General features: G+C 64.1%; 19 protein-coding genes and 1 tRNA gene. 19 read left to right on the top strand and 1 reads right to left on the bottom strand.

Going from position 1 to position 23541, the window contains the following annotated elements; genetic code table 11:
- Positions 1-110 precede the first annotated feature (110 nt).
- Together BMZ79_RS09840 and BMZ79_RS09835 are read left to right on the top strand one after the other, a co-directional pair.
- Positions 111-830 carry a response regulator transcription factor gene (locus BMZ79_RS09840; RefSeq protein WP_090639239.1) on the top strand — a complete coding sequence of 240 codons (720 nt, stop codon included), beginning with the start codon at positions 111-113 and terminating at the stop codon, positions 828-830.
- Between the two features lie 204 nt (positions 831-1034).
- Positions 1035-1679 carry a diguanylate cyclase domain-containing protein gene (locus tag BMZ79_RS09835; RefSeq protein ID WP_090639237.1) on the top strand — a complete coding sequence of 215 codons (645 nt, stop codon included), beginning with the start codon at positions 1035-1037 and terminating at the stop codon, positions 1677-1679.
- Here BMZ79_RS09835 and BMZ79_RS09830 read toward each other — a convergent pair whose 3' ends face one another.
- Positions 1680-1898, bottom strand: a complete 219-nt coding sequence (locus BMZ79_RS09830; protein ID WP_090639236.1) for a hypothetical protein — start codon at positions 1896-1898, stop codon at positions 1680-1682. It lies immediately after the preceding gene.
- Positions 1899-2180: 282 nt separating this feature from the next.
- On the opposite strand from BMZ79_RS09830, the gene BMZ79_RS09825 reads away from it, so the two are divergent.
- From BMZ79_RS09825 to BMZ79_RS09745, 17 genes are all read left to right on the top strand, one after another.
- Positions 2181-3752: a sensor histidine kinase gene (locus tag BMZ79_RS09825; RefSeq protein WP_177222080.1), complete on the top strand. Its 1572-nt coding sequence runs from the start codon at positions 2181-2183 to the stop codon at positions 3750-3752.
- Between the two features lie 95 nt (positions 3753-3847).
- Positions 3848-3922 (top strand) — tRNA-Thr (locus BMZ79_RS09820).
- Positions 3923-4498: 576 nt separating this feature from the next.
- On the top strand, positions 4499-5503 hold the full coding sequence (locus BMZ79_RS09815; RefSeq protein ID WP_090639231.1) for a LacI family DNA-binding transcriptional regulator: 1005 nt from the start codon (positions 4499-4501) through the stop codon (positions 5501-5503).
- Between the two features lie 17 nt (positions 5504-5520).
- Complete coding sequence (locus BMZ79_RS09810) at positions 5521-6393, top strand: carbohydrate ABC transporter permease (protein WP_090639229.1); 873 nt, start codon at positions 5521-5523, stop codon at positions 6391-6393.
- 13 nt (positions 6394-6406) lie between these two features.
- Complete coding sequence (locus BMZ79_RS09805; protein WP_090639227.1) at positions 6407-7228, top strand: carbohydrate ABC transporter permease; 822 nt, start codon at positions 6407-6409, stop codon at positions 7226-7228.
- Positions 7229-7373: 145 nt separating this feature from the next.
- A complete protein-coding gene (locus tag BMZ79_RS09800) occupies positions 7374-8720 on the top strand; it encodes an ABC transporter substrate-binding protein (RefSeq protein ID WP_143088921.1) in 1347 nt (448 codons plus the stop codon).
- Positions 8721-8791: 71 nt separating this feature from the next.
- Positions 8792-10045 carry an amidohydrolase family protein gene (locus BMZ79_RS09795; protein ID WP_090639222.1) on the top strand — a complete coding sequence of 418 codons (1254 nt, stop codon included), beginning with the start codon at positions 8792-8794 and terminating at the stop codon, positions 10043-10045.
- A gap of 21 nt (positions 10046-10066) precedes the next feature.
- Complete coding sequence (locus BMZ79_RS09790) at positions 10067-12094, top strand: YyaL domain-containing protein (RefSeq protein ID WP_090639220.1); 2028 nt, start codon at positions 10067-10069, stop codon at positions 12092-12094.
- Between the two features lie 61 nt (positions 12095-12155).
- The gene (locus BMZ79_RS09785; RefSeq protein ID WP_177222079.1) at positions 12156-13526 is read left to right on the top strand and encodes a sedoheptulokinase; all 1371 of its coding nucleotides are present in this window, start codon (positions 12156-12158) and stop codon (positions 13524-13526) included.
- 6 nt (positions 13527-13532) lie between these two features.
- Positions 13533-14222 (top strand): aspartate/glutamate racemase family protein, encoded by a 690-nt coding sequence (locus tag BMZ79_RS09780; protein WP_090639216.1) that lies wholly within the window; start codon positions 13533-13535, stop codon positions 14220-14222.
- 77 nt (positions 14223-14299) lie between these two features.
- A complete protein-coding gene (locus tag BMZ79_RS09775; protein ID WP_090639213.1) occupies positions 14300-15220 on the top strand; it encodes a class II fructose-bisphosphate aldolase in 921 nt (306 codons plus the stop codon).
- A gap of 66 nt (positions 15221-15286) precedes the next feature.
- Positions 15287-17719 carry an alpha-mannosidase gene (locus BMZ79_RS09770; RefSeq protein WP_090639211.1) on the top strand — a complete coding sequence of 811 codons (2433 nt, stop codon included), beginning with the start codon at positions 15287-15289 and terminating at the stop codon, positions 17717-17719.
- A 1-nt stretch (position 17720) separates the two neighbouring features.
- Positions 17721-18392: a class II aldolase/adducin family protein gene (locus tag BMZ79_RS09765; RefSeq protein ID WP_090639209.1), complete on the top strand. Its 672-nt coding sequence runs from the start codon at positions 17721-17723 to the stop codon at positions 18390-18392.
- Between the two features lie 5 nt (positions 18393-18397).
- Positions 18398-19765 (top strand): four-carbon acid sugar kinase family protein, encoded by a 1368-nt coding sequence (locus BMZ79_RS09760; protein WP_256252684.1) that lies wholly within the window; start codon positions 18398-18400, stop codon positions 19763-19765.
- 12 nt (positions 19766-19777) lie between these two features.
- Positions 19778-20407, top strand: a complete 630-nt coding sequence (locus tag BMZ79_RS09755; protein ID WP_143088920.1) for a D-sedoheptulose-7-phosphate isomerase — start codon at positions 19778-19780, stop codon at positions 20405-20407.
- Positions 20404-21375 carry an ROK family protein gene (locus BMZ79_RS09750; RefSeq protein WP_256252636.1) on the top strand — a complete coding sequence of 324 codons (972 nt, stop codon included), beginning with the start codon at positions 20404-20406 and terminating at the stop codon, positions 21373-21375. Before BMZ79_RS09755 ends, BMZ79_RS09750 begins: the two co-directional genes overlap by 4 nt.
- Positions 21376-21423: 48 nt before the next feature.
- Complete coding sequence (locus tag BMZ79_RS09745; protein WP_090639205.1) at positions 21424-23541, top strand: Sip1-related alpha-galactosidase; 2118 nt, start codon at positions 21424-21426, stop codon at positions 23539-23541.

The raw sequence follows: 23541 nt of genomic DNA, 5'->3' as shown, positions 1-23541 counted from the left end.
TGTTGGGTGGATCTTCCTATTGTATAGTTAAGAGGAATCCAGGTTCGTCCGGAGCCAGCGGCGCCGCGAACGGCGTCGAACGGACGGGCCCCTTCACGAGGTGAGGCGTCATGTACAAGCTCCTGGTGATCGAAGACGATAAGATGATGAGCGAGATGCTGTCCATGTACATGTCTGGCGAAGGTTACGAAATCAAACAAGCGGAGAACGGCGAACAAGGCCTGAAGCTGCTCGCGTCGTTCGACCCGGACGTCGTGCTGCTCGACCTGATGCTGCCCGACTGGGACGGCACCGAGCTGTGCATCCGGATGCGCCGGCAATCCTCCGTGCCGATCATGATCGTATCGATGAAATCGGAGGTTTCCGAGCGGGTGCAGGCGCTGCGCGCCGGCGCGGACGATTACTTATGCAAGCCGTTCAGCATGCACGAGCTGAGCGCCCGCGTCGAGGCGCTGATCCGCCGGTCGCGGCTGATGCAGGCCGGCGCGGCGGGCGAGCGCCCGGAAGAGGGCGGGCCCGATGCCGAGAAGGAGATCAAGCTGGATGCCGAGCGCAGGCTGCTCCTCGTTCGCGGCGGCTTCGTCGAGACCACGTTTTCCGAATTCGAGATCATGAAGCTGTTCCTGTCCCATCCCGGGAAAGTGTTCACCCGCGAGGACCTGATCAACGCCATCCGCGGCTTCGACTCCTTCGTGACGGACCGCGCCATCGACGTGCATATCGTGAACCTGCGCCGCAAGATCGAGAAGAACCCCAAGGAACCGCATTACATCCGCACCGTATGGGGCGTCGGATACAAATACGTGACCGAAGTGGAAGCGCCGCACTAATACTTTCCTAACAGCTCCTATTCGCCGGCTTGGCCGGCGGAAGGGGCTTTTTGTTTGCGCGCCGAACCCGTTTGGGGCCGGGCCGGGTGAAGAAGCTAACGCCGCGCTCATACCCGCCTGTTTCTTTTCTAATCGTTTTATGCGAAAATTTACCTATTTACGAGATGAAGAGACTAGGACCAATGGCGGCGTGGAGGATCGGTTATGAACGAACAGGATTACGGTAGCGGCACGACGTTCATCACGCGGAAGGGAGCGCCGGCGCTCGGCGAAGTGGTCGATTCCTCGACGGGGGTGCCGGGGCGGAAGGCGGCTTTCGCGATGCTCGCGCGCGCGGTCGTGCTGGCCAGGCAGACGGGGCGGCGCGTCGTGGCGGCGCTCGTGGACGTGGACCGCTTCTACATCGTCAACGAGACGAAGGGGACGGCCTTCGGGGACGAGGCGCTGCGGCAGATCGCGCGACGGCTGAAGCGGCTTCGAGGTCGTCGCCGAGGGCGGCGAGACGACGGAGCAGCTCCGTCTGCTGCGGGAATGGGGCTACGACTTCTTCCAGGGCTATTTGCTCGCCGGACCGCTGGACGAGGGGGCGGTCGGCCCGCCGCTGCTGCGGGCGGCGCGGGAGCTCTTCGGCGCCGCGGGCGAGCGCTTGGAGCCGGCGATGCGGCGATGGGCGGCTCGGGCGCAGCGCGCGTGCGCGGGCGCGGCCGGCGCGAACGCGCAATCAAGCGCGTCGGCAACAACAAAGGCAGCCTGCGCGCAAGCGGGCCGCGGCCGTTCGGGCCGGGTTCGCGTGCGCGGGCTGCCTTTTTTTGCGGGTTTCGGTCGCTCAAGAGGACAAGGGAGGTCTAATCAGCACACTTCCAGGTAAAGCTTGGTACCGTCGCTGTATTGCAGAATCGCGACGTCGCGGATCATTTCCACGGACTTGATGCGTTTCCACTTCTTCCGAAAATCGAAGTTGTATTCCATTTCCTGCAATTTATTTTGCAGCAGCTCCATGTACGAAAGCTGCTCGGATGGATAATGTACCGGGACGGAACGGTTTTTGAAGGTAATGACTCTGGTCACGGGAAGTGCACCTCCTCTTTAATGATGCCATTGTACAAGGCGAATCTTAGTCCCTTATAAAATGAACATGAGCCGGTTGTTTGTTTTGCTTACCCTTTTCTAACAGGTTTTAAAAACAAGGCGGATTGCCGCGCGCAAAGCATCGATATCCGCATTCCGCCGACGACCCGCGCCCGCGGCGTAGTGGTATTATGCGCGGAATGCCGGAAAGTTTATCCGCTCTGCTTCAAGTCGGGAAGGAACGGGTAATGACGGGAAATGGAATGCGGGGGGATCAACGACTTGACATTCGTCTTTGCTAAAGCGTTATTCGCCAACATCAGCCTGCTGATCGCGTTGGCGTACTTATTCGATCTCGGGTACCGGTACCTGTTTCAATACGCGCCCGCCCGGGTCAAATACGGCATCACCGTCGCCGTGTTCATTCTCGGCGGCTGGCTCGCGATGGCGTTCGGCTTGAAGACCGACGGCATGCTCGTGCTGGATTTGCGGTTTCTGCCGATCGTCGTCGCCGTGCTCGTATTCCCGAGTCCGCCGGCGATCCTCATGATCGGGCTCGGCATCGGCATCGGCCGGCTGCTGATGGGCTTCGATCAGACGGCGATCGGCGCCTGTCTGAACATGGTCGTCCTTGGCGTTCTGTCCATGTGGCTGACCAAATGGCTGCACGCCAAGCCGTGGACCTTCTTCGCGAAGAGCGCTTTCGCGCTCGGCTTCGTCAACGTGCTCTTCGCCCTCAACGCGACGCTGGTCGTCATGGCGTCCCCGGACGTGACGGCAAAGCAATTTTGGCTGAATTACGGCTTGTATTCGTTCCCGCTGCGGATTCTGCTGAGCGCGCTGTTTGTGTTCATCATCCGCGACTTTCAGAAGGAGCAGCAGCGGGTGGACGAGCTTCGCAAAATGAACATGCTGCTCCGCCGGCAAACCCGCGAGCTGCGGGCGGCGAAGCGCGACGTGGAGGCGAAGGCGCGCGAGCTGATGCTCGCGAACAAGTACAAGTCGGAGTTCCTCGCGAACATGTCGCACGAGCTGAAGACGCCGCTGAACAGCATCATCATGCTTTCCCAGCTGCTCAAGGAGAGCGAAGAGGAGCGCGGAGACCGCGGCGAGGATGCCGGGGAGGAAGCCGGATACGCGGAGCTGATCAACGCGGCGGGCAACGACCTGCTGCAGCTGATCAACGATATATTGGACCTCTCCAAGGTGGAGGCGGGCAAGATGGACATCAACATCGAACCGCATTCGACCCAGGAGCTCGTGCAGACGCTCTACCAGCAATTTCTGCCCATCGCGGCGCAGAAGAACCTGGCGTTCGAGATCGAGATGGGCCCGCTGGTGCCGGAGGCGATTCAGACCGATGCGCTGCGGGTCAACCAAATCCTGCGCAATCTGCTCGCCAACGCGTTCAAATTCACGGAGACGGGCGGCGTGCGGATCGTCGTCAAGGCGGAAGGCGGCATGCCGATCGAGCCGTCCGCGCTCCGGAAGCGCCGGCTGCGGAACTGGTATCCCGGAGCCTGGGGCCGGCCGGCCGTGCGCATGATTCCGCCGATGCGGATCTCGTTCTCCATCGCGGATACGGGCATCGGCATCGACGAGGAGAAGCAGCAGCTCATCTTCGAGGCGTTCCGGCAGGAGGACGGCTCCATCAGCCGCAAGTACGGCGGCACGGGGCTCGGGCTGTCCATCAGCCTGCAGCTCGCGCGGCTGTTGGGCGGCACGCTTTCGCTCGAAAGCCGGAAGGGCGAGGGCAGCCGATTTACGCTGCGGCTTCCGGCGGCCGCGCAGGCCGGCGGGGAGTCGCCCTCCCGGGCGCAAGAAGGGGCGGAAGCGAGGTCGCAGGACGCCTGACGGAAGGGCGGAAAAATATTTTTTAAAAAGCATTGACTCCTTCACACTACTGCGGTATATTATAAAAGTCGCCTCAAGCGAACGAGGTTGTACAAGCTGGTGTAGCTCAGGGGTAGAGCAACGCACTCGTAATGCGTAGGCCGGGGGTTCAATTCCCTTCACCAGCACCATTTACTCCAATAACGGCGGGGTTTCCGAGCAATCGGCGATCGCGCTTTTTTGCATGCGGAGAAGGCAGCCGGGAACGGAAGTCCGGCGAAACGGAATGAAAAACCGGATGTAAACTGGAATGATTCCAATGTATCGACATGGGTTGACACCGTTTGCTGAAAGCGCTACTATTGACACATCACTTCTTTGACTTATCGAAATTGGAACGTTCCCAAAACGAACGAAGCCGTTTGTGCAAACGCGGCAATTCGGTTGCGGACATTCCGATTCTCGGCTGCAAGGAGAGATTTTATTTTTTGCGTCTTTTGGGAACGTTCCCAAAACCAGAAGGAAACATTGGCGACTCGTTTCTCTCTTCCTTTCGGGGAGATTGATTCCAGGTTCCAGGGCAGCGATGCCCGACATCCAGGGATGAGAGCGGTCGTTCCGACAAGATTGGGAACGTTCCCGAATGTAGGGTTTCCGAAGAAACCCTATCGCGGCACCGGTATTATTTGCTAAAATGGGAACGTTCCCAAACACCTCGGAAGCAAATGGCGCAAACGGGAAACGATAACAGAAAAGAGTGATCGCAAGTGGGGCCGACAATTCATGACGTAGCACGGCTGGCGGGGACGTCGAAGAGCACCGTTTCCCGCTATTTGAACGGACAGCAAGTGAAAAAAGAGACGCAGGAAGCGTTGGAAAAAGCGATCAAAGAATTGAACTTCCACCGCAACGCCAACGCGCGCCGGCTCGTGCTCGACCGGACGAACAGCATCGCGGTCGTGGTCGACAACATCTCCAACATCTTCTATTCCGGCATTATCCGCGGGATCGAGACGGTTGCGAATATGAAAGGCTATAACTGCATCTTTCTCAGCTGGACGTCGAACTACGAGAACGAAATTTCGTTCCTGAACCTGCTGTACGAAGGCCAGGTCGACGGCATCATCCTCGTCAGCTTCCAAAAGCGGGCGAAGCAGGACCTGGAGCAGATCCGGAGCTCCAGCTACCCGATCGCGCTCGTCGGCGACCACGGCGAGATGGACGGCATCTTCTCCGTCGACGTGGACAACGCGGCGGGCGTGTACGAGATCGTCGAATACCTGCACGGCCTCGGGCACCGGAACATCGCGTACATCTCCGGCCCGGACCACGCGGCGGCGAACAAGTACCGCTTCAAAGGTTACCTGCAGGCGATGGAGCATCTCGGTTTGAAGCACAACCCGGAGTGGGTCGTGCAGTCGGACTGGAGCAACCAGGGCGGCTATCAAGCCATGAAGAAGCTGCTGCAGGCGGACGGCTTCACCGCCGTCGTCGCGTCGAACGACGAGACGGCGATCGGGGCGCTGCGGGCCACGCAGGAGCACGGTCTGAACGTGCCGAAGCGGATGTCGGTCGTCGGCTTCGACGATATCACGATTTCCGAATGGGTGTATCCGTCGCTGACGACCGTGCGGCAGCCGTTTCAAGACATCGGCATGAAGGCGGCGCAGGGACTTTTCCGGAAAATCGACGGGAACGCGGAGGACGACGGAGACAACCATTATCTGTTAAAGCCGACGCTCATAATTCGCGATTCGTGCGGAAAATTATAGAAAAGAGGTGAGGTCGAATGGGCTCCAAGGTTAACAAATCGTACTACGGCTATTTCTTCGTCGCGCCTTTCTTCATCGGATTCGCCGTATTCGGTTTGGCGCCGATTCTGTATACCTTGTACTTAAGCTTCATGAAGTGGGACGGTTTCACCGACCCCGTCTACGTGGGCTTCGCGAATTACACGCGGCTGCTGCACGATACGTTCTTCTACCAGACGATCTGGAACACGCTGATCATCTGGGTGCTCTCGAACACGCCGCAGCTGATCCTCGCGCTGCTGCTGGCGCTGATCCTGAACGAGAAATTCATCCGGGGCAAGCATTTCTTCCGGGCGGTCTACTTCTTCCCGCACATCATTACGCCCGTCACGCTCGGCGTCATCTTCAGCCTCATGTTCGACTGGCAGACGGGCAGCATCAACAAGGTGCTCATGGACCTCGGCATCGTGCACGATCCCATCAACTGGTTCAACAGCCCGTGGTGGTCGCGGCTCATCGCTTCGGCGGTCATCTGCTGGCAGTACTTCGGCTTCAACATGATCGTCTTCATCGCCGGCCTGCAGGGCATTCCGAACGAAGTGTACGAAGCGGCGGAGATCGACGGCGCCTCGAAGACGCAGACGGCGCTCTACATTACGCTGCCGCTGCTGCGTCCGGTGTTCCTGTTCATCTTCATCACGTCCGTCATCGGCGGCCTGCAGCTGTTCGACGCGCCCCTCATGCTGGGCGACGGCCCGGACAACACCGCGCGGACGATGGTCATGTACTTGTACGAGACGGCATTCAAAAACTTCGATTACAGCTACGGCGCAGCGGTCGCGTACGGCATTTTCTTCGTCGTCATGGTTTTCACGGCAATTACCGCCCGGGCCTCGCGGCTGAAGGATTAAGGAGGCGAAGCATATGGCTAAAGCCATCACAAGAGGAATCCTGTACTTGTTTCTGATCGCCGTGGCGGCGACCTGTCTGATTCCGTTCTACAGCATGATCATCACGTCGACGCACACGAACTCGGATATCGCGCGGAAGCTGCTGCTCGTCCCGGGCGACCAGTTCATCGACAACTACAACCGGCTGAAGGACACGGTCAACATCTGGCGCGGCTTCGGCAATACGGTCTTCCTGACGGTCATATCGACGATCATCAACGTGTATTTCGCGGCGCTCGCCGGCTACGGCTTCTCGAAATACAACTTCAAGTACCGCGGCTTGCTGTTCCTGTTCGTGCTCGGCACGATGATGATCCCGGGACAGCTCGGCATCATCGGCTTCTACAAGCTGATGGATTCCTTTAACATGCTCAACACCTACTGGCCGCTGATTCTGCCGGCGATCCACAACGCCTTCGGGATCTTCCTGATGCGCCAGTTCGCGGATTCGTCGGTGCCGACGGAGATCATCGAATCCGGCCGGATGGACGGCTACGGCGAGCTGCAGATCTTCAACCGGATCGTGCTGCCGATCATGAGTCCGGCGCTGGCGACCTTGGGCATCTTCGCCTTCATCGGCAAATGGAACGACTTCCTCACCCCGATGATCATCCTGTTCGACAACAATCTGCAAACGCTCCCGGTCATGATCGCGAGTTTGAAATCGCAGTTCACCTCCGATTTCGGCGCGCAGTACGTCGGCATCGTCATCGCCGTCGTGCCGGTGCTCGTGTTCTTCTCGTTCATGTCGAAGCGGATCATCGACGGCGTCGCGGCAGGCGCGGTCAAAGGCTGATCCGAACCGAATTCCATCGAAAGAGGTGATGCCGCCGATCGGGCATGCATGACCGGAACGGTCAGAAGCGAACGCGCAATCTAGGGGTACGCATTTCACGCATTTCAAACGTCTCAAGGAAACCATGAAAAAGGGGAGATCGGTTTTGAAAACGAAAAAATGGCTGACGATGACGACATCGGTCGTACTGGCTGCCGGCCTGCTCGCGGGCTGCGGCAACGGCGGCAACGCCAACAACGGCGGCAACGCGGCGGGAGAAGCGAACGGCGGCGCGACCAACAACGGCGGCACGAACGCGGGCGCGGCGAACGGCGGCACGAAGGAATTGTCCGGCAAGCTCGTCATCTGGACGTTCTTCGATCAAGTCAAAGACATGGCCGACCAGTTCCATGCGAAAAATCCGGGCGTGACGGTCGACGTCAAAATGTTCCCGGGCGACCAGTACCAAACGAAGCTGCTGACGGCGCTGCAATCCGGCAGGGACGTGCCCGACATTTTCGACCTCGAGCGCGGCTACATCGGCAAGTTCATCGACTCCAAATTCCTGACCGACCTGTCCGCGATGGGCGGCGACGATCTGGTGAAGGACTACATTCCATACGTACAAGAGCTGGGTCGCTCGACCGACGGCAAGCTGCGCGCGATTTCCGACCACTCTTCGCCGGGCGGCTTCTGGTACCAGAAGGAAGTGGCGAAGAAATACCTCGGCACGGACGACCCGGACAAAATCGGCGACATGGTCAGCTCGTGGGATAAAATCGTCGAACTCGGCAAGAAAGTCGCGACGGACAGCGGCGGCAAAGAGCATCTGATCCAAAACTCCGGCGACCTGTTCGACATCGAAGCGTACAACACGGAGCCGTGGGTCAAGGACGGCAAGCTGAACATCGATCCGAAATGGCAGACGGTCTACGACGCGCAAGTAAAAATCCGCCAAAACAACGTCGACGCCAAGCTTCCGTTCATGTCGGCGGGCTGGGGCAACGCGCTGAACGACGGCAGCGTCGTCCTGACGTCGATGCCGGCATGGGCCGGCTTCATGATCGACAACAAGGACAACAAGGCGAACGGCAAATACGGCGTCGCCAAAACGCCGGAAGGCTTCTACGTCGGGGGCACGTACCGCGGCATCTACGACAAATCGGACAACAAAGACCTGGCGTACGAATTCATCAAGTACATCGCGGGCGAAGAATGGCAGCAGCACAACCTCGAGAAGACGGGCAACATGCCGGGCAACGGCAAGGTGTACGAAACGAACCTCGAGACGTACAAATCCGCCTTCTTCGGCGATCAGAACATCCTGAAGCCGTACTATGAATCCGTCAAGCAAATGCCGGCGATCAAAGCCGACAAATACGGCGAGGACATCCTCAGCAAGTGGAGAAAAGCCGCCGGCGACGGCGTGACGAACAACAAGAGCTTCGACGACGTCGTGAGCGCGTTCAAGAAAGAAGTGAAAAACACGTTCCCCGAACTGAACGTAGACTAATCGGTCAGCACAAGGCGCGGCTGCTTCTCCCCGAGAGGCAGTCGCCCATTTTTGGAAGGAGAATCGGCCCGATGAGCAGCATTCATGAATACGTAAAGCAACTTCGGATCATCGACGGACATGAACATCTGGCGACCCCGCTAATCCGCAAGCACGAAAACCAGGACTTTTTCTCGCTGATGCATTATTTGGACTCCGACCTGATCACGGCCGGCATGGCGCGCGGCGCGCTGGGCCGGAAAGCCGGCACCGACGAAGAGCGGGCGGCGACGTTCCTGCGGCATTGGGAGCGGACGAGCAACACGACGTACGCGCGGATGTTCCGGACCGCGATGGAGGATCTGTACGGATTTCACGATTGGAGCGTTCCCGGCATTCTGGCCGTCAACGAGAAAGTCAAAGCGGCGACGCACGATCCGGGCTGGTACGACAAGGTGCTGTACGAGAAATCGGGCATCGACCTGGCGTTCACGCTCATTCAGACGACGAAGCTGGACTATGAACGGTTCCGCCCGATCATGTTCATGGATTTCACCTTTAAATTGCGAAATCGAAAGGACATCCGCGACGTGGAACGCAGCGCCGGCGCGAACGTACATACGTTCCCGGCCTATCTGGACGCGGTGGATGCCTTATTGCATAGATTCAAATCGGAAGGCATGGTGGCAACGAAGCTCGGCCACGCCTACTGGCGCTCGCTGGCCAGTTCGAAGCCGACCTTCCAGGAAGCCGAAGCCGTATTCAACCGGCTGATCGGCCGCACGCTCGAGGACGGGCTGTCGCAGGCGGAGTCGGAACCGCTGCAGGATTACCTCATTCATTTCGTCATCCAGCGTTCTACCGCGTACGAGCTGCCGATCCAGATTCACACGGGGCATCACGAGACGAGCGTATCGAGCAACGGGAACTTGATTCCGAATTCGAACGCGTCGCTGCTGCTCCCGCTGCTGGCGGAATACCAGGACGCGAAGTTCGTCCTGCTGCACTGCGGCTTCCCGTACCACGAGGCGTACCTCAGCATCGCCAAGAATTATCCGAACGTGTACACGGATTTTACGTGGACGTACATCATTTCGCCGACGGCGGCGAAAGGAATTTTGCACCAAATGATCGAAATGGTGCCGCAGACGAAAATTCAGGGCTTCGGCGGCGATTACAATTACGTCGAAGGCACGTACGCGCACCTGAAGCTCGCGCGGGGCATCGTCGCGGACGCGCTGGCGGAGAAGATCGCCGAAGGCGCGATGAAGGAGAAGGACGCGATGCGCTTCGCGGACCGGATCTTCCGCGACAATCTGATCGAGCTGTACCAGCTGGAGCTGTAAGCGAAAGGACGGGGAGATAGCATGGGTTGGAAGGCGGAATGGAGCGGCGGCGGCCGCGAGCTGCGGGTGTTCGCCCCGGAAAGCGAGGACGGCGCGAGCTGCATGCGGTTCGGCCGGCTGCTGGCCGTGCGGGACGCCGAGGGCCGCGAGATCGGCGAGCTGCCGATCGGCGAGATCGCCGATGACGGCGGCGGCCTGCGGATGACCGGCGCGTCGGAGCTGTACGAGGCGGAGGCGGTCTGGACGGCCGCCGCCGACGCGCGCGGCGTGTACGACGTGACGCTGCGGTTCGTCTATAAAGGCGAGGCGCCGGGCGCGTTCGGGCTGACGTTCGGGTGCGAGCTGCTCGGCCCGGGCCGGCCCGACTGGATGATCCCGGGCGCGTTCTACAAGGAGAACCGGTTCGAGAAAAACCTGCGCATGTATCCGCGCTACGATTACCGGGGCGGCGATCCAGGCAAGATGGTGTCCGACCATTGGTCGTTCCGTTCGGACCGCGCGGCGCTGCCCGCGGTGTTCGCCTGGAACGACGGCATGTGCGGCGCGCTCTGCACCGGCGAGACGTCGGAGCTCGGCCTGACGGGCCTCGGCTTCCGCGGCAACGAGGCGGGCACGGCGATCTGGCTCGACTTCCCGTACCGCGAGACGCCGGTCACCTTCGTCGGCGACGCGGTGCCGCGGCCGGCGGACGTCGCCGTCGCGACGTTCGCGCCGGGACAGGCGGTCACGCTGAAGCTGCACGCGTACGCCGCGAGCCCGGATCCGCATGCCTACGACCCGTTCGTGCGCCGGATGTACCGGCTGGACGCGGCGGAGCACGGGCTGAACCCGTGGATGGGGCTGGAGCAGGCGGCGGAGCTGACGGCGCACGGCCTCTACACGTGGCATTACGATCCCGAGGAAGCGATCTTGAACGAGACGGCGGCGTTCGACCGCGAATTCAATCACAACGTCAAAGGGATGGGCGACCGTCCCCATATGCATGTCGGCTGGGTCAGCGGAGCGCCGTACGCGTACGCGCTGCTCGCCTACGGCCGTCGGAAGGGCATAGAGGACTACGCGTCGGCCGGCGCAGCGGTGCTCGACAAGATCGCCGGCGGCCTCTCGCCGAGCGGCATCTTCTGGGCGTCGTGGGTCGCGGGCAAGGGCTGGACCGCCGGCTGGAATCCGAAGTCCGATTGGCTGCAGGCCCGCACGATCGCGGAGGCGACGCTGTTCATGGCGCGCGCGCTCGCGTTCGAACGGGAGCGCGGCGAGGCGCATCCCGCCTGGGAGGCGGCGGTACGGTCCAACCTGGACTTCGCGGCGTCCCGGCAGCGGGCGGACGGCAACTTCGGCTCGTACTACAACTGCCGGAGCGGCGAGGTGGAAGAATGGGACGGCGCCGGCGGCCTGCTGTGGATTGCCTCGCTGCTGGCGGGGGCATCCTATTTCGGCGAGGCGCGCTACGCGGAAGCGGCCGTGCTGGCCGGCGGCTATTATAGCCGATTCGTCCGCGACGAGTACATCTACGGCGCGCCGGAGGACGTGCACCTGACGCCGACGTCCGAGGACGCGTACAACGCGGTCGCCTCGTACGTGCATCTGTACGAGCACGACCGCGACCCGCAGTGGCTGGCGCTGGCCGCGAGCGCGGCGGACTGGATGATGACGTTCCGCTGGACGTACAACCTGGCGTTCCCGCGCCATACGCTGCTCGCGCAGTACGATTATCGCTCGCGGGGCGCCGACCAGGCGTCGACGTCCAACCAGCATTTGCATAATTACGGCTTGTTCTGCGTGCCCGAGATGCTGCGGCTGTGGACGTACACGAAGGATGCGTATTACCTCGACCGGACCCGCGACCACATCGCCTGCTTCCTGCAGTTCATCGCCCGGGAGGACGGCGACTTCAACGCCTACAAGGGCATGGTCACCGAACGGTTCTACAACACGAACTGCTTCCAGCCGAAGGGCATGATGCTGACGCTGTCGCATTCGTGGTGCGTCGGGCTCATCCTGTACGCCGCCCAAGAGGCGCAGGCGTACGCCGACGACCTGAAGCTGTAGCGGTTCGGGCCGGCGGCCGCAAGCCAATCAAGATCCAATCCCGAATGGAGGTTCACGTATCGTGCAAGTAGCAGGAATCGATATCGGCACCACATCCATCGCGCTCGTCATCGCCTCGGACGCGGGCGAGACGCTCAGCGCGGCGACGAAAGCGAACGACGCCGCCCTGCCGAGCGAACGAAGCTGGGAGCATGCGCAGGAGCCGGAACGCATCGTCGCGCTCGTCCGCGAGCTGATCGCGGACAGCGCGCCATACTGGGACGAGGCGGCCGCGGTCGGCATCTCCTGCCAGATGCACGGCGTGCTGTACGTGAACCGGGAAGGCCGCAGCGTCAGCCCGCTCTATACGTGGCAGGACGGGCGGGCCGATCTGCCGATGGCGCGGGGCGACGGGACGTACGCCGAGCAGCTCGGCCGGCTGTCCGGCCATGCGGTCAGCGCCGGCTTCGGGCTCGCGACCCACTATTACAACCTGCTGAACGGCGAAGTGCCGAAGGACGCGGCTTATCTGTGCACGATCGGCGATTACGTCGCCATGCGGCTGACCGGGTCGGCCGCGCCGCGCATGGACGCGTCGAACGCGGCCGCCCTCGGGTTGTTCTCGAACCGGCTGCTGGCTTTCGACCTGTCGGCGCTCGCGCGCGCCGGCATCGACGCGTCGCTGCTGCCTCCGGTCTGCAAGGGCGACCGGATTCTCGGAACGACGCCGGACGGCAAGCCGGTCGCCTGCGCCATCGGCGACAACCAGGCGAGCTTCATCGGCGCCGTGCCGCGGCTCGAGGGGACGCTGCTCGTCAACGTCGGCACGGGCTCGCAGATGTCGGTGTACGTCCCGCGGCAGGAGGAGGTACCCGGGCTGGAGACGCGTCCGTTCCCGGGCGGCGGCTTCCTGCTCGTCGGCGCGCCGCTTAGCGGCGGCAAGTCTTACGCGCTGCTGGAACGGTTCTTCAAAGCGGCGTGCGGCGCGTTCGCGGACGTCGATCTGGACGACGCGGACATCTACGAGCGGATGAACGCGCTCGCGGGCGAGGCGCTGGACGACGGGCTCGGCCAGCTCCGGTTCGCCACGCAGTTCTACGGCACGCGCCACGATCCGCTCGTGCTGGGCCACGTGGCCGGCATCGGCCCGGCCAACTTCACGCCCGGCCATTTCGCGGCGGGCGTGCTCGGCGGCATCGTCGACGAGCTGCTGGGCTACGTGCACCTGCTGCCGGGACGGCTGCTCGGCGGCGTGACGAACGCGGCCGGCTCCGGGAACGGCATCCGCCGCAACCCCGTCCTGCAGCGGCTGCTTCGGGAGCATCTGAACCTGCCGCTGCAGCTGGCGGAGACGCAAGAGGAGGCGGCGTTCGGGGCCGCGGCGTACGCCGCGTCGGCATCGGGCGCGTTTCCGGATTTGAACGCGGCCATGGCCGCGATGAAGAAGGGATGATCGAACATGGGAGAGAGCAGAACCGATTGGTCCGGCCGCAAGCTGGCCATTATCCACACGACGCCGCTGACGGTGGAGCCGCTGAAGGGGCTCGCGCTGTCGCTGATGCCCGGCCTTAACGTCGTGAACCTCGTCGACGATTCCGTCCTGCCGCAGCTGGCGGCGAACGGCGGGCGCGTCGAAGAAGTGCGCGGCCGCTGGCGGGATTACGCCCGGATCGCCGAGCAGCTCGGCGCGGATTGCATCCTGAACGCCTGCTCGTCGATCGGCGAGCTGTGCGCGCAGGTGCAGCCGGAGATCGGCGTGCCGATCGTGCGCATCGACGAGGCCGTGGCGGAATACGCCGTGGCCCGCGCGGCGCGCATCGGCGTCGCCGCGACGCTGGCGACCACGCTCGAGCCGACGCAGCGGCAGCTGCGCGCCAAGGCGGAGCAGGCCGGCCGCGAGGTCGAGCTCGTGCCGGTCGTCGCCTCGACCGCCTACCAGCTGCTGCTGGCGGGGGACAAGGACGGCCACGACAACGAGCTGGCGGAGGCGCTGCGCGAGCTGGCGGCGGACACGGAACTCGTCGTGCTGGCGCAGGCGTCGATGGCCCGCGTCGTCGAACGGTTCGCGCCGGAAGAGCGGGCGCGTTTCCTGACGAGCCCGGAGCCGGGCATGAACCGCGTGCGGGATACGCTGGCCCGCGCGCGCTGACGAACGGCGCGTTACAAAACAGACCGTTAACCGACAGAGATAAAAAACAGCGGATACCGAGAGGAGAGAAATCATACATGTCTCATCAAACGAAGCCCCAAAACGTCATCACCCTCAAACGCGCGCTGGAGTTCGCCGAAGCGGGCCGGTTCGCGATCGGCTCGTTCTCGCCGCGGTACACGCCGATGATCGCGGCCGTGCTGCAAGCCGGCCAAGAGGCGAATTCGCCCCTGATCGTGCAAATCTCGCATAAGGAGCTGATCCGCTATGGCATTACGCCGGCGGAATTCGGCGAAGAATTCTACTGCCAGCTCGGCGAGCTGAACATCACGGTGCCCGTCGTGCTCCATCTCGACCACACGAAGGAGCTGGCCGCGATCGCCGAAGCGATCGACGCGGGCTTCACGTCCGTCATGATCGACGCCTCCGAGAAGCCGTTCGACGGCAACGTGAAGGACAGCAAGGAAGTCGTCGATTACGCGCACGCGAAGGGCGTCTCGGTCGAAGCGGAGCTCGGCATGATCGGCACGACGGACTTCGTCGAGACCGACAAGGACGAGGAGCTGTACACCGACCCGCGGGAAGCGGCGGAATTCGTCCGCCTGACCGGCGTCGACGCGCTGGCCGTCTCGTGCGGCACGGCGCACGGCGTCTACAACGTGAAGCAGCCGAAAATCGACTATGACCGCCTGTCGGCCATCCGCGCCCTGACGCCGGTCCATCTCGTGCTCCACGGCGGCTCCGGCGTGCCGGCGGAGATGATGCAGCACGCGTTCCGCCTGCCGGGCGGCGGCGTGAGCAAGGTCAACATCGCCACCGACCTCGAGCTGTCCCTGCTGGCGGCGCTCGGCCGCGAAGAACGGATGTCGAACGTCGAGTGCAAGTCGCTCTCGCCGGAACGGCTGGCCGTCGGCCGCGGCGCGGTCAAAGGCACCGTCATCGACAAAATGCAAAACTTCGTCTGCAGCGCCGGCCGCGCGGACCGTTTCCGCCTGTAAGCGCCGCGCGGCGGCTCTATGAACAAGCGATCGCCCAACACGTTTTGATAGGAGCTGACTTCATCGATGAAAGACAAGAAGCTGTATATGATCGGCAATGCGCATCTGGACCCGGTATGGCTGTGGCAATGGCAGGAGGGCTTCCAGGAAGCGAAAGCGACGTTCCGCTCCGCCCTCGACCGGATGAAAGAATCGGAGGATTTCATCTTCACCTCGAGCTCGGCCGCGATGTACGAATGGATCGAGAACAACGACCCCGGCATGTTCGAAGAAATCCGGAGCCGCGTGGCCGAAGGACGCTGGAACATCGTCGGCGGCTGGTGGATCCAGCCCGACTGCAACATCCCGAGCGGCGAATCGTTCGTACGCCAAGGCCTGTACGGCCAGCGCTACTTCAAGGAGAAGCTAGGCGTGACCGCGAAGGTCGGCTACAACGTCGACAGCTTCGGGCATAACGGCATGCTGCCGCAAATCCTGAAGAAGAGCGGCATGGACTACTACGTCATGATGCGCCCGATGCCGAACGAGAAAGGCCTGCCGGGCCGCACGTTCTGGTGGCAGTCCGACGACGGCTCGAAGGTGCTGACGTTCCGCATCATGTACGAGTACCTGTCATGGGGCAAGGACCTGGAAAACCACGTCCGCCGCTGCCTCGGCGAATTCAAGGAGCCACTGAACGACCTGATGCTGTTCTACGGCGTCGGCAACCACGGCGGCGGCCCGACGAAGGAAAACATCGCCAGCATCCGCCGGATGAACGGGGAAGCCGATCTGCCGAAGCTCGAATTCGCGACGCCGGACCGATACTTCGACGACATGGTCGAATCCGGCCTGTCCTTCCCGGTCGTGCACGACGACCTGCAGCACCACGCGAGCGGCTGCTACGCCGCGCATTCCGGCATCAAGCAGTGGAACCGCCAGGCGGAGAACCGGCTGATCGCCGCGGAGAAATTCTCGGCGCTCGCGTCGTGGATCACGGGCCAGCCGTATCCGCAGGCGGATCTTAGCCGCGCGTGGAAGAACGTGCTGTTCAACCAGTTCCACGACATCCTGGCCGGCACGAGCCTGGAAGCGGCGTACGACGACGCGCGCTACCTGTTCGGCGAAGCGATGGCGATCGCCGACCGCTCGCTCAACTACGCCGTCCAATCGCTCTCGTGGAACATCGGCATCGAGCAGGACGAGTCCATGCACCCGATCGTCGTCTTCAACCCGCACGCATGGCAGAGCCGCGTCAACGTGGAGCTCGAGGTCGGCGGCATGAAGGACGCGAGCGTGCTGCTCGACGAGACCGGCAAGCCGGTGCCGTTCCAGACGGTGAAGTCGCAGGCGTCCGCGCGCGGCCGCTACCGGCTCAGCTTCATGGCGGACCTGCCGCCGCTCGGCTACCGCACGTACAAGCTCGTGAAGGAGTCCGCGTCGCTGAAGCCGGTCGGCGAGCCGATCACGGCGAGCGATCTCGTGCTGGAGAACGGCCTGCTGCGCTTGGAATTCGACAAGCACACCGGTTTCATCAAGAGCCTGAAGGACAAGGAGCTGAACTTCGAGGTCATGAAGGACGGCGCGCGTCCGGTCGTCATCGAAGACAAGTCGGACACGTGGAGCCACGACGTGCTGCATTTCAACGGGCCGTCGGAGACGTTCAAGGCGGCGAAGGTGCTCCGCATCGAGCACGGGCCGGTCAAATCCGTCGTCCGCGTCGTCAGCGAGTACGGCAGCTCGAAGCTGGTGCAGGATTTCGCCATGTACCCGGGCAGCAAGCAGATCGACGTCAGCGTGACGGTCGACTGGCGCGAGAAGTTCAAGATGCTGAAGCTCGTGTTCCCGGTCAACGTCATTTTCAGCAAGCAAACCTATGAAATTCCATCTGGCACCATCGAGAGAGAGCATAACGGCGAAGAAGAGCCGGGCCAAAACTGGGTCGACTACACGGGCATCGTGCAGGAGACGAACGACGTGTACGGCCTCAGCCTGATGAACGACGCCAAATACAGCTACAGCATGCACGCGAAGGAAATGGCGCTGACGGTGCTGCGCAGCCCGATCTACGCGCATCACGTGCCGTACGAGCCGGATCCGAACGGCGAATATTCGTTCATCGACCAAGGCATCCAGCACTTCAACTACGCCCTGCTGCCGCACCAAGGCACCTGGGAGCAGGCGGGCACGGCGCGCCGCGCGGCCGAGCTGAACTGCAAGCCGGCGGCGGTCATCGAGACGTTCCACGAGGGCAAGCTGCCGCAGACGGATTCGTTCGTCCATGTCGATCGCGACAACATCATCGTGAGCGCGGTCAAGAAGGCCGAGGACAACGACGACCTGATCGTCCGCTGCTACGAGACGGCCAAGCGGGCGACGTCCGCCGAGATCCGGCTGCCGAAGTGGAACCGGGTCATCCGCGCCGACTTCAAGCCGTCGGAGATCAAGACGTTCCGCGTGCCGGCGAACGCCGAGGCGGCCGTCACGGAGACGAGCATGCTGGAATGGGAGCTCGCGTAGGATGACGCGGCGGGAGGAGACGGCCGCGGAGCTGCGCGCGGCGGGCAAGTACATGATGGACAACGGGCTGGCGTGGGGGAACGCGGGCAACATCAGCGCGCGCCTCGACGACGGCGGCTTCCTGATTACCGCGACGGGGACGTTCCTGGGGGAGCTCGGCGAAGACGATTTCGCCGACTGCTCCCTCGCCTCCGGCGGCGCGGACGCGGTTCCCGGGACGGGCAAGAAGCCGTCCAAGGAAGTGCCGATGCACGCCGCGGTGTACGAGGAGCGGCCCGATATCGGCGCCGTGCTGCACGCGTCGCCGTTCTACAGCACGCTGTTCGCGTGCGCGTCCGAGCCGGTGCCGTCCGGGTTATTCGTCGAGACGATGTATTACCTCGAGCGGATCGAGCGCGTCGGGTATTATCACCCCGGCTCGGCGGCGCTCGGCGAAGCGGTTAGGGCCAAGGCGAAGAGGGCGAACGTGCTGCTGCTCGAGAACCACGGCGTGCTGGTATACGACGCGAGCGTCAAGGAAGCGCGAATGGCGCTGCAGACGCTGGAGATGGCCTGCCGGATGATCGTCGAAGCGCTGGGCGCGGGCATCGGGCTGAACCGGCTGCCGAAGACGATCGAAAGCGATTTCCTGGAGAAGTCCGGCTACCGGCCGAGAAGGAAGTGGGAAGGGTGAGCGGGATGATCGGCATCGTCGCGGACGATATCACGGGCGCGAACGACATCGGCATCATGTACGCGAAGGCGGGGCTGCGCACGGACGTCTATCCGCTTGAAGCATGGGACCCGGACGCGGTCGCCAAGGACCGGCCGGACGTGCTCGTCATCGACACCAACTCGCGGCTCGACCGCCCGGAGGAAGCATACGCGAAGGCCGCGAAGGCGACGCGCGCGCTCCGGGAGGCCGGCTGCGTCCGGTTCGTCAACAAGACGTGCTCCGTCTTCCGGGGCAACATCGGGCCGGAGTTCGACGCCATGCTGGATACGCTCGGCGCCGCGTTCGCCGTCGTGGTGCTCGGCTTTCCGAAGAACGGCCGGACGACGCTCGGCGGCGTGCATTACGTGCACGGCAAGCTGCTGGAGGAATCGGAATTCCGGCGCGACCCCGTCCATCCGATGACGGAGTCGAACCTCGTCGATATCCTGCGAAAGCAGACGGAGCGGAAGGTCGCCCTGCTGACGATCGAGACGGTCGAGCGGGGGCCGGAAGCGCTCCGCGCCGAGATCGAGCGGATGCGGACGCGGTGCGCGTACCTGATTCTCGACGTGCGCGACCAGGCGTCGCTGCGCATCATCGCCGAAGCGGCGAAGGAGGAGCCGATTCTGTGCGGCAGCTCGGCGCTGTCGGAGGAGTCGGCGCTCCTGATCGCGGCGGAGCGGGCGGCAGCGGCCGGCGACGGGCAAGGCGGAGCGGCCGGCGAAGGCAGGCCGAATGGCGAAGGCGCGTCTCCGCTTGCGGCGGGTGCCGGCGCGGAGCAAGGCGTCCCGGGCGGCGTGCTGTGCGCCGCCGGCAGCCTGATGCCGCAGACGGTGGCGCAGCTCGCCTATGCGAAGCGGAGCGGCGTCGCGGCGCTCGAGCTCGATTCGCTCGTGCTGCTGCGGCCGGAAGAGAAGGACGCGCATCTCGCGGCGCTCATCGGCCTCGCCTGCGCGGAGCTGCGCGCGGGACGCGACGTGGTGGTGCACGCGTCGAACGAGCCGGAGAAGGTCGCGGCGACGAAAGCGCTCGCCCGGACGCTCGGCAGCGGCAACACGGACATCTCGCGCGTCGTCTCGGGCGCGCTGTCGTCCGTCGTGGCGGCGGTCGCGGAGCGGACCGGCCAGCGCAGCCTGCTGATCGCGGGCGGCGAGACGTCCGCGGCGGTATGCGGCGCCCTCGGCGTCCGCGGCCTGCGGCTGCTTCGGGAGATCGAGCCCGGGCTGCCCTCCTGCCTCGCGCTCGGGGGCACGCCGTACCGGCTCGTGCTGAAATCCGGCAGCTTCGGCAGCGAAACGTTTTTCGTCAAGGCGATCGAGCACCTGAAGCGGCTCGGCGACGATATTGAATAGGGAGTGGTTGCGGTGAGCGACGTATTCAACGGACTTTTTGCGAAATATCCCGATCTGGAGCCGTGCCGGGAATCGATCCGGCAGGCGTTCGAGGCGATGGAGGCCTCGTTCCGCAAGGGCGGCAAAATGCTGCTGGCCGGCAACGGCGGCAGCGCCGCGGACTGCGAGCACGTCGTCGGCGAGCTGATGAAGGGCTTCATGTCGCCGCGGAAGCTGCCGGCATCGGAGCGCGAGAAAATGCTGATCCACGGCGAAGAAGGCCAATACATCGCCGACCGGCTGCAGGGCGCGCTGCCGGCGATCTCGCTCGTCAGCCAGAGCGCGCTCGCGACGGCGTACATCAACGACGTGGCCGCGGACATGGTGTTCGCGCAGCAGGTGTACGGCTACGGCCGGCCGGAGGACACGCTCGTCGTGTTCAGCACGTCGGGCAATTCGGCCAACGTCGTCCGCGCGGTGCAGGTGGCGAAGTCGCTCGGCCTGGCGACGATCGGCTTGACCGGCCAAGGCGGCGGCCGCCTGAAGGAGCTGTGCGACGTCACGGTCCGCGTGCCGTACGCGGGCACGCCGGACATCCAGGAGCGCCATCTGCCGATCTATCACGTCTTGTGCATGATGCTCGAGGAGGCGTTCTTCGGATGAGCATGCTGCTGGGCGGATTCGATATCGGGGGGACGAAATGCGCGGCCGTCCTCGGCATCGCCGCGGACGGCAAGGTCGAAATCGCGGCGAAGCGCGCCTTCCCGACGCCGGCGACGCCGGAGGAGACGATCCGGCAATTCGGCGAAGCGATGGAAGCGCTGCTGGCGGACGCGAAGGACGCGGGGCCGCTGCGGGCGATCGGCATCAGCTGCGGCGGGCCGCTCGACAGCCGCCGCGGCCTCGTGCTGTCGCCGCCGAACCTGCCGGGCTGGGACGGCATCGACGTCGTGTCGCCGCTGCGCGAGCGGTTCGGCGTGCCCGTCGCCCTGCAGAACGACGCCAACGCCTGCGCGCTGGCCGAGTGGAAGTGGGGCGCGGGCAGCGGCGTCTCGAACCTGGTCTTCCTGACGTTCGGGACGGGCATGGGCGCCGGACTGATCCTGGACGGCCGGCTGTACGCGGGCATCTCCGACATGGCGGGCGAGGTCGGCCATATGCGGCTCGAGGACGACGGCCCCGTCGGCTACGGGAAAGCGGGCTCGTTCGAAGGCTTCTGCAGCGGCGGCGGCATCGCGCGGCTGGGACGGGCGCTGGCCGAGCGGCGGCTGCGGGAAGGGGGCGCGACCGCGGTCTGCGCGGACGCCGCGGGGCTGGACGGCATTACGGCCAAAGCGGTGTTCGACGCCGCGCACGATGGCGATGCGCTGGCGCTTGAGGTCGTCGGCCTCGTCGGGCGCAAGCTCGGCAGAGGGCTGGCGCTCCTGATCGACGTGCTCAATCCCGAGCGCATCGTCATCGGCAGCATTTACGCGCGGCAGGAGGCGCTTCTGCGCCCGATCGTCATGGCGGAGCTGGCCCGCGAGGCGCTGCCGCTGTCGCTGTCGGCCTGCGAGATCGTGCCTTCGGGGCTCGGCGAGCACGTCGGCGACGCGGCGAGCCTGTCGGTCGCTTTGCACGCGCTGGGATAAACGAACATCATTCGATTCACGGATAGATCGCGGGAGGAGCGGGGAGACATGTTTGCATTCAACGAGAAGGGCGCCTTTCGCGCGTCTTCGATCGCGTTCGGGCCCTTCGAGGTCGCGGTCAAGCTGGACGGGCGGGCGCAAGAGACGCTGGCGCCGCGGGGCTTCGAGCCGGACGCGGCGGGAAGCGGGGGCGTGTACCGGTACGCCGACGAAGGGGAGACGGTGCGCGCCTCGGTGCGCGTCGAAGTGCTGGCGGACGGCACCGCGCTGGCGAGCGTGAGCGCGGAGACGGCGAACGACAACGATTTCGGCCCGCAGCGCATGTTCGCGGCGGAGCACGCGATTATCGTGACGGTCCGGCCGGCGGAGCCGATCGAAGGGCTGATGGCGAACTATCAGCATAAGGACTGGTGGACGCGGCCGCATTTCGACGCCGATCCGGCGCGGCTGCCGGGGCGGACGCAGTCGATCCTGTGGCGGTCGGCCGGCGGCTACCGCCACCTGCTGCCGGTGACCGGCGCCGTCTGGCGCACGGACGCGGCCGGCGCGGAAGGCGGCTTCGCGCTGCGGCTGTCCGCGTACGAGAGCGGCCATCGCCGCTGCGAGACGCTGGCGTTCGCGCTTTCGGCCGGCGACGATCCGTACCGGCTCGTGCAGGCGAACGTCGACGCCGCGCTGCAGGCGCTGGACTACCCGACGCTGCCGCGCGAGCGGAAGACGTATCCGGCGCCGCTGGACCGGCTCGGCTGGTGCAGCTGGGACGCCTTCTATCATAAAGTCGACGAGGCGGGGCTGCTGGAGAAGGCCGAAGAGCTCCGGAAGCTCGGGCTGCCGGTCGGCTGGGTCATGATCGACGACGGCTGGTCCGAGATCAAGGACGGCAAGCTCATGCATTTCGAAGCGGATCCGGTCAAATTCCCGGGCGGCTTGAAGCGGACCGTCGCGGCGCTCAAGGAGCGCTTCGGCATCCGCCACGTCGGCGTCTGGCATACGATCGCCGGCTACTGGGGCGGCGTGCACGCGGACAGCGCGATCGCGCGCGAGAACCGCGAGTCGCTGTATCAGGTGCCGCGGGGCAACTTGATCCCGTATCCCGAAGCGGGCCGCGGCTTCGGCTTCTGGCATGCCTGGCACGGCTTCCTGCGCCGCCAAGGCGTCGATTTCGTCAAGGTGGACAGCCAGGCCGCCGTGCTGAACTATCTGAAGGAGCGCCGGTCCGTCGGCGAAGCGGCCGCGGCGGCGCACGGGGCGCTGGAAGCGTCGGTCGCGCTGCACTTCGACGGCACGATCATCAACTGCATGGGCATGGCGTCCGAGAACGTTTGGCACCGTCCGAAATCGGCGGTCTCGCGCAACAGCGACGACTTCGTGCCGCAGGAGAAGCGGGGCTTCCCGGAGCACGCGCTTCAGAACGGCTACAATTCGTACTACCACGGCGTCTTCTACTGGGGCGACTGGGACATGTACTGGACGAACAACCACGACGACAAGCAAAGCGCGGTGCTGCGCTCCGTGAGCGGCGGCCCGATCTACATCAGCGACGCGCCGGGCAACACGAATCCGGCCAACGTCTGGCCGCTGATCTATGCGGACGGCGCGATCATCCGCTGCGACGGCACGCCGAATCCGACGCCGGACTGCCTGCTGGCCGATCCGGCCGAAACGCCGGTGCCGCTGAAGCTGTGGAATACGGCCGGCGGCGCGGGCGTCGTGGCGGCGTTCCATATCCATCGCGACTCGGCGCCGGTCGACGGCTTCATCGGTCCGGACGACGTGCCTGGCCTGGCCGGCGACGAGTTCGCGGTCTATGAGCATTTCACGCAGAGCTGCTCGTTCCTCGCGGCCGGCAAGCGCGAAGCGATCCGCCTGGAAGAAGGCGGCTACGCGCTGTTCGCGGTCGTGCCGGTGACGGGCGGCATCGCGCCGATCGGTCTCGCGGACAAGTATATCTCGTCGGCGGCGATTACGGGCTGCGAAGCGCGGGGCGCCGCGACGGCCGTGACGCTGCGGGAGGGCGGACGGTTCGTCTTTGCCGCCAAACGGCAGCCGCCGCGCGCGAGCGTGGACGGCGAAGAAGCCGAGATCAAGCCGATCGGCGACTACGTGTACGAAATCGCCGCCGGCTCGCCGGACCGTGCCGTCCGGATCGAGATCGCGACGGCGTAA

This window comes from Paenibacillus sp. UNC496MF, from assembly GCF_900113915.1.
In the GTDB taxonomy this organism is placed as follows: domain Bacteria; phylum Bacillota; class Bacilli; order Paenibacillales; family Paenibacillaceae; genus Paenibacillus_Z; species Paenibacillus_Z artemisiicola.
This window is presented reverse-complemented; position numbering and strand designations above follow the sequence as displayed.

Coding starts and splice junctions, on each gene's coding strand:
- BMZ79_RS09810 (WP_090639229.1), top strand. CDS start 5,521: ATGGGCTCCAAGGTTAACAAATCGTACTACGGCTATTTCTTCGTCGCG.
- BMZ79_RS09750 (WP_256252636.1), top strand. CDS start 20,404: ATGAGCATGCTGCTGGGCGGATTCGATATCGGGGGGACGAAATGCGCG.
- BMZ79_RS09745 (WP_090639205.1), top strand. CDS start 21,424: ATGTTTGCATTCAACGAGAAGGGCGCCTTTCGCGCGTCTTCGATCGCG.
- BMZ79_RS09760 (WP_256252684.1), top strand. CDS start 18,398: ATGATCGGCATCGTCGCGGACGATATCACGGGCGCGAACGACATCGGC.
- BMZ79_RS09790 (WP_090639220.1), top strand. CDS start 10,067: ATGGGTTGGAAGGCGGAATGGAGCGGCGGCGGCCGCGAGCTGCGGGTG.
- BMZ79_RS09840 (WP_090639239.1), top strand. CDS start 111: ATGTACAAGCTCCTGGTGATCGAAGACGATAAGATGATGAGCGAGATG.
- BMZ79_RS09765 (WP_090639209.1), top strand. CDS start 17,721: ATGACGCGGCGGGAGGAGACGGCCGCGGAGCTGCGCGCGGCGGGCAAG.
- BMZ79_RS09795 (WP_090639222.1), top strand. CDS start 8,792: ATGAGCAGCATTCATGAATACGTAAAGCAACTTCGGATCATCGACGGA.
- BMZ79_RS09780 (WP_090639216.1), top strand. CDS start 13,533: ATGGGAGAGAGCAGAACCGATTGGTCCGGCCGCAAGCTGGCCATTATC.
- BMZ79_RS09805 (WP_090639227.1), top strand. CDS start 6,407: ATGGCTAAAGCCATCACAAGAGGAATCCTGTACTTGTTTCTGATCGCC.
- BMZ79_RS09775 (WP_090639213.1), top strand. CDS start 14,300: ATGTCTCATCAAACGAAGCCCCAAAACGTCATCACCCTCAAACGCGCG.
- BMZ79_RS09770 (WP_090639211.1), top strand. CDS start 15,287: ATGAAAGACAAGAAGCTGTATATGATCGGCAATGCGCATCTGGACCCG.
- BMZ79_RS09835 (WP_090639237.1), top strand. CDS start 1,035: ATGAACGAACAGGATTACGGTAGCGGCACGACGTTCATCACGCGGAAG.